Origin of the sequence: Streptosporangium pseudovulgare, assembly GCF_014648055.1 — a bacterium.
Taxonomy (GTDB): Bacteria; Actinomycetota; Actinomycetes; order Streptosporangiales; family Streptosporangiaceae; genus Streptosporangium; species Streptosporangium pseudovulgare.
Map to the genome: position 1 here is coordinate 84,436 of NZ_BMQJ01000025.1, position 6,460 is coordinate 90,895.

Here is a 6,460-nt window from a genome sequence, read left to right on the forward strand (position 1 = left end):
CGGCACAAATAGGGGCGGAGACCTATGGATTTCTGGAAGGCCGTTTTCGCTCTGGTCAAACGGAGATTCATCGGTCCTCCCCTGATCCTCCTGTCGTTCGCCGCCGCCGCTCTGGCGTTCCAGCTCGTGCCGACCACCTACGTCTCGACCGCGTCCATGGTGCTGACCACCCCCGCGACCGGCGGGACGCTCCCGGCCGACCCGACCAGGCCGATAGGGCTGACCAACCCGCTGCTGCAGTTCAGTGACGGCCTGCGCGTCACGGCCGGCATCCTCATCCTGTCGATGAACACCCCCGAGGTCGCGGCCGAACTGGGCCTGGTGAAGGACGGCACCACCGAGATCACGATCAACGACGGCCGCACCAACCCGGACCTGCTGGGCATCAGCACCAACGGCCCGTTCGTCTACGTGGAGGTGCAGAGCAGATCCGCCGCCGAGGCGCAGAAGGTGGTCGTCAAGGCCAAGCAGCGCATCAGGAAGGAACTGCTCACCCGTCAGCAGGCGCTCAGGGCCCCGCGCTCCACCTTCATCTCGGTCGTCGACGTCGTACCCTCGTCCACCCCGGAGGCGAAGGTCACGAGCAGGCTGACGGCCGCCGGCGGGGTGCTGTTCGCCGTGCTGGCCCTCGGCTTCGGTGTCGCGTACGGCGTGACGGAGGCGCGGGCGGGCAGGCGGCGTCGCGCCGTCGATCCCGCGTACCCGGCCTCCTGGGAACCCATCTTCCCCGAACCCGCCTTCCCGGCGTCCTCCGGACTCTCCGAGGCTCCCGCCGCCCCCGCGGGTAAGGGCGCCGAATGGGCCCACGTCGCCGCGACGGCCTCGGCGACCGGCGCGGAGCCGTCCCTGACCGTGTATCCGCCGGAGGGCGTCCGCGGCTCCGCCGAGGGACCGTTCCACGACGAGCCCGCGCAGCTCGTGGTGATCCTGGACGAGGAGGAGCCGCCGGAGCACCGTGGCGAGCCCCCCGGCGGGGACCACGAGGACTCCGGTGAGAAACACGGCGAAGGCCACGAGGGCCTCGGCGGGGAGCGCCAGGACCTCGACGGCGAGTTCGGCGGAGAACACGAGCACTTCGGCGGGGATCCCGACGACGACCGCGGCGAAGGAGCCGCGGACACGGTCGTCTTCACGCGCGCCGGCGGCCGCGGTCACCGCGAGGGGTAGGAGGGACGGGCCGGCGGGACCCCACGTCACCGGCCGCCATCCCGGTTCGAGAGGAAACGCATGGACTTCTGGGGGACGGTTCTCGTCCTGTTCCGGCGCTGGTACGCCGCCGTCCCGGCCCTCGTGCTGTCCCTCGCCGTCGCGGCAGGCGTCTACTCGACGATTCCCACCACCTACATCTCCAGCGCGGTCCTCATCCTGACCACGCCGGTGACGGGCGGGAGCCTGCCGAGCAACCCGCGCTACCCCAACGGCCTGACCAACCCCATGCTCAACTTCGAGCAGGGGCTGAACGTCTCCGCCTCGATCCTCATCGCGGTGATGGCGACACCCGACATGGCGGCCGAGCTGGGCGTCGCCGAGGACGGCGACACCTCCTACAAGGTCACCAACGGCAGCAACAACCTGGAGTCGCTGGCCACCGGCCCGTACCTCTTCGTCGAGGGGGAGAGCCCGTCGCCCGAGGGCGCGCGGGAGATCGTGAACCGGGTCCTGTCGAGGGTCAGGCTCGAACTGGCCAACCGGCAGCGGGCGGTGAGGGCACCCCAGGCGACGTACATCACCACCTACGAGGCGGTGCCGGCGACGACCCCGGAGCCGCAGCGGAACCGCAAGCTGCGGGGCCTCGCCGCCGCGGTGGGCGTCGGCGTCGTGGCGGGCCTGTGCGCGGCGTTCGGGACCGAGAGCTTCGCCCGGGCCCGCGCGGCCCGGCGGCGAGGACCGGCCTCGTGACGACCGCCTCCGCCTCCGCCTCCTCCGGATCCGCGTCCGCGTCCGAGCCCGCGTCCGAGCCCGCGTCCGCAGCCGGGTCCGGGTCCGGGTCCGAGCCCGCATTCGCAGCCGGGACCGGGTCCGCGTCCGAGCCCGCCGTATCCGCCCCGGGCGCGTCCGTCGTGCCCGTTCCGGCCGACGCCGCCGTACCCACCGCTCCGGACGCGTCCGCATCCGTTCCGAGGGCCCGGCGCCGCGCCGACGGCGCGACCCTGGTCTGCTTCTTCGTCGTCGCCCTGATGATCGTTCCCGCCCGGCTGGTCCTGCGGGGGTTGCCGCTGTCGCTGACCCCGGCCAACATCCTGGCCCTGGTCGCCGCCGTCTGCTGGCTGTGCGCGCACTTCACCCTCACGCTGGGGATGGCCAAGGGCCGCACGCCGGTACGCACCGCGCTGTTCGTCCACCTGACCGCGATGATGGCCTCCTACGGGTACGCCACCTACGGCTACCTGCCCTCCGACGAGCTCAACCTCGCCGACCGTGCCCTGATCCTGCTGGTGGCGGGCGCCGGGCTCGCGCTCATGGTGTGCGACGGGGTGCGCGGCGCCGACCGCCTCGACCTCGTGCTGAAGACCGCGGTGGTGGCGGGAGCGATCATCGCGGTCATCGGGGCCTGCCAGTTCCTGCTCGACCTCGACCTCACCCGGTACCTCCAGCTCCCGGTGCTCCGCTACACCTCCGAGGACGGGTTCGTCACCGCCAGGTCCGACTTCCGCCGGGTCGCCGCGACCACGGGCCATCCGATCGAGTTCGGCGTCGTGTGCGCGATGCTCCTCCCGCTCGCCGCCCACTACGGCTTCCAGGCCCGGCGGCTGGGGCGGGGCGCGCTGCGCTGGTGGGCGTGCGCCGCCCTGATCGGGGCGGGCCTGATGTTCTCGGTCTCCCGGTCGGCGGTGCTGAGCCTGGCGGCCGTCGGAATCGTGCTGTTCCTCGGCTGGCCGGCCCGGCGGCGGATCCAGACCGTGCTCGTCGGGCTGGCCTTCCTCGCGCTGATGCGGCTCATGGCGCCCGGGCTCATCAGCACCTTCTACAACCTGTTCGCCAACGCCGGCACCGACGACAGCGTCCGCTACCGTACGCACGACTACGACGTCGCCGCCTACGAGGTCTCCAGGCACATGTGGCTGGGGCGCGGGGCCGGCACCTGGTACGCCCCCAAGTACCAGGTCTTCGACAACCAGTACCTGCTGTCCGCGGTGGAGACGGGGCTGATCGGCGTCACGGTGGTCGTCACGCTGTTCGTGTGCGCGATCTACTCGGGGCTGCGGGCCCGCCACCTGAGCGCCGACCCCGCCACCCGCGACCTCGGCCTGACCCTCGCCGCCTGCCTCGTGGTCCCGCTGGTCGGAGCGGCCACCTTCGACCTGCTGTCCTTCGCCACCGTCACGGGCCTGTCGTTCCTGCTGATCGGCGCCGCCGGGTCGCTGCTGCGCACCGCGGACGGGGAGGCGGCCGCTCGCGTCGCCGGTCACGACGCGGGCCAGGACGCCGGCACCGTACGGTGGCCCGCCCGGGTCGGCGGTGCCGCCAGGGAACTGCTGCGCGTGCCAGGCGGCGCGAGCGGCCGCTGAGCCCGCCCCCGGGCGGCCGATCCATGCCGGCCCTCCACTCCCGAAGGTGTCCCCAGCCCCAAAGTAGCTGCGTGAGAAATCACGATTGCGGTTTGTGATCGTCACGGAGGGATGAATGCGGCTGGCAAGTCCGGGTTTCTCCTTGATCGTGCTCGTTCCGGGGACGGTCGGGGGGAGGGTGGGGCCGGATGCGTCGGGAGTGGGAGCCGGAGGAGCCGATCGCAGCGTGGACGCTGCTGGACGGCGACTGGGAGCTGGTGGGGAACAAGACGGGGTGACCCGTCTGGGCTTCGGCTTGTCGCTGAAATCCTTCGAGCAGGAGGGCCGGTTCCCGCGACATGCGGGCGAGGTGCCCAAGGCTGGGTGGACTACGTGGCCGGGCAGGTGCAGGTCGAAGCCGGCCGAAGGCTCCTCAGTGAAGGGCAGAGCATCCTTCTATCTGTCGGGAAATCCTATCGTCGATCCCGGGCCTGCAATTATCCGCCCGGCATGGGATTCCATCCCCCGATGTCCGGTTTTCCGGGCGGTCGAAGGCCGGGCACGCGGCCGCGTCGGACGATTCGAAAAATTCTCCAGTATCTGGAAAATTCCATGTGATGTATATTTTGCGCATGGAGGAATCACGCCGCGATCGCAAGAAGCGGCTGACCAGGCAGCGGATCGTCGCCGCGGCGATGAGGTTGTTCGCCGAGCAGGGGTATGAGCAGACCACGGTGGCGCAGATCGCCCTGGCGGCGGACGTCGACCCCAAGACGTTCTTCAACTACTTCCGTGCCAAGGACGAGGTCGTGTTCGCCGACGTCGAGCACATCTTCGGCCTGCTGCTCGGCGCGCTGGCGGCGCCGCGGCCGCAGGAGGGGCCGGGTGAGCTGCTGATCAGGGCGGTGCAGGAGTACGCCGCCCGGCGCCGCCCCGAGGTGCCCCGCAAGGAGCCCGAGGAGCTGTCGGCGGGGGTCCGCCTGATGATGACGACACCGGCGCTGCAGGCCAAGGGGTTGTACCTGTTGCTGGACCTGCAGCGGAGGATGGCCGGCGAACTGCTGAAGGCGTTCCCGGACCAGTTGAATCCGATCACCGCCGCCGCGATGACCGGCTCCCTGATCGGCGCCGTCCAGCAGGCGAGCCTGGCGAACGTCGAGCTCGGCCGGTCGCAGGACGAGCTGTGGCGGGCCGCGCGGCACGGCCTCGACGTCGCCGCGCGCGGCCTGCTCTCGGTCCGCGCGGACGCTGCAGAAGGGAACGACCCGTCATGACAGAGAACGAACGGAACCTCGCCCGCGACGCGCGGCGGGCGCTGCGCGAGGGCCCCGAGGGGATCGCGCGGCGGCAACGGGCCCGCCTGGCCGAGGCTGTGGCCTATGCCCGTGCCCACTCGCCCTACTACCGCGAGCTGTACCGGGCGCTGCCCGACGAGATCGACGACCCGGCGCGGCTCCCGGTCACCGACAAGAAGGCGCTCATGGCGCGCTTCGACGAGTGGGTCACCGACCCGGACGTGACGCTGGCCAAGGCCCGGGAGTTCGTCGCCGACCCCGCCCTCGTGGGCGAGCGCTTCCAGGGGCGGTACCTCGTGGCCACCACGTCCGGCACCAGCGGGCTGCGCGGCATCTTCCTGCAGGACGAACGGAGCGTGGCCGTGGGCAACGCGGTCGGGCAGCGCGCGCGAGCCGGGCTGGGGGTCGGCGCCCTCGTGCGCCTCATGCGCGGCGCCGGCCGCACCGCCATCGTCTCCGCGCCGCCTGGCCACTTCTCCACCGTCGCCGGAGCCGCGCGGTTCCGACGCGACTATCCGCGGCTGGGCTGGATGATGCGGGAGTTCTCCATCCACAAGCCGCTGCCGGAACTGGCCGCCGAGCTGAACCGATACAACCCCGGCTCGCTCGCCGGCTTCTCCGGCATGCTCGGGCTGCTTGCCGGCGAGCAGGAGGCCGGTCGCCTGCACATCCACCCGGGGGTGGTCATCGCAGGCGGCGAGGCGCTCACCGAGGAGAACCGCGCCCGGATCGCCGCCGCGTTCCACGCCCAGGTCCGCTCCGCCTACGCCGCCACCGAGTGCGGCTTCCTCACCTACGGCTGCGCGCACAACTGGCTGCACGTCAACACCGACTGGGCGGTGCTGGAGCCGGTCGACGCGGACCACCGGCCCGTCCCGCCGGGGCAACCCTCGCACACCGTCCTGCTGAGTAATCTCGCCAACCGGGTCCAGCCGATCCTCCGTTACGACCTGGGCGACAACGTCCTGGTGCGGCCCGACGCCTGCCCGTGCGGCAGCCCGCTGCCCGCCGTCCAGGTGCAGGGCCGCGCGGCGGAGATGCTCGAGTTCCCCGCCGGTGACGGCGGGCACGTCCACATCTCCCCCATGGCGTTCGGCACGCTGCTGGACCGCGTCCCCGGCATCGCGCAGTTCCAGGTCGTGCAGAGCGAGCCAGCCACGTTGCGGGTGCGGCTGAAGCAGGTGGACGGCGCCGACCCCGATCACGTGTGGCGGACCGTGCGCGAGGAGATCTCGCGCCTGCTGGCCGAACACAGGGCCGAGCACGTCGCGTTGGAACGCGCCGAGGAGCCGCCGGAGCAGTCGGCCGGCGGCAAGTTCCGCAGGGTCATCCCCCTGGCTCGCTGACTGCGGCGCGGGGTGCCGATCCACGTCCGGCGGCGCGGGCGGTCGTTGAGTCCGCCCGCGCCGCCAGGTCGCCGTCAGCCGCTGCAGGGCAGGGGGGCGACGGTCGAGGTGACGCGGTAGTTCTGGTCGATGGTGACCAGCGAGTTGCCCGACCAATCGATCTTCGCGCAGTCGGCCTCGACGGGACCGTAGACCCACGAGCGATCGACGAGCCTGTTGTCCCGGACGACCAGCCGCCCGCGGGCGTTCTTGAGCTGGATGCTGTAGGTGCCGCCCATGATGAGGTTGTCGGTGACGGTGGCGTTCACGATCTGGTCGTCGGTGAGGAAGA

General features: G+C 71.6%; 6 protein-coding genes. 5 read left to right on the top strand and 1 reads right to left on the bottom strand.

Annotated features, from left to right (window positions below):
* The first annotated feature begins 24 nt into the window (after nucleotides 1-24).
* The 5 genes from IEZ10_RS34085 (at nucleotide 25) to IEZ10_RS34105 (ending at nucleotide 6,129) form a co-directional block, all read left to right on the top strand.
* Nucleotides 25-1,167: a hypothetical protein gene (locus IEZ10_RS34085; RefSeq protein ID WP_189250632.1), complete on the top strand. Its 1,143-nt coding sequence runs from the start codon at nucleotides 25-27 to the stop codon at nucleotides 1,165-1,167.
* Nucleotides 1,168-1,227: 60 nt separating this feature from the next.
* On the top strand, nucleotides 1,228-1,899 hold the full coding sequence (locus IEZ10_RS34090) for a GumC domain-containing protein (protein ID WP_189250633.1): 672 nt from the start codon (nucleotides 1,228-1,230) through the stop codon (nucleotides 1,897-1,899).
* Between the two features lie 161 nt (nucleotides 1,900-2,060).
* A complete protein-coding gene (locus tag IEZ10_RS34095) occupies nucleotides 2,061-3,509 on the top strand; it encodes an O-antigen ligase family protein (protein ID WP_229811917.1) in 1,449 nt (482 codons plus the stop codon).
* A gap of 611 nt (nucleotides 3,510-4,120) precedes the next feature.
* Nucleotides 4,121-4,762 carry a TetR/AcrR family transcriptional regulator gene (locus tag IEZ10_RS34100; RefSeq protein WP_229811918.1) on the top strand — a complete coding sequence of 214 codons (642 nt, stop codon included), beginning with the start codon at nucleotides 4,121-4,123 and terminating at the stop codon, nucleotides 4,760-4,762.
* Nucleotides 4,759-6,129, top strand: a complete 1,371-nt coding sequence (locus tag IEZ10_RS34105; RefSeq protein ID WP_189250635.1) for a phenylacetate--CoA ligase family protein — start codon at nucleotides 4,759-4,761, stop codon at nucleotides 6,127-6,129. Before IEZ10_RS34100 ends, IEZ10_RS34105 begins: the two co-directional genes overlap by 4 nt.
* Nucleotides 6,130-6,203: 74 nt before the next feature.
* Here the strand turns inward: IEZ10_RS34105 and IEZ10_RS34110 are convergent.
* On the bottom strand, nucleotides 6,204-6,460 hold a 257-nt coding region (locus IEZ10_RS34110), incomplete at its 5' end, for a hypothetical protein (protein ID WP_229811919.1).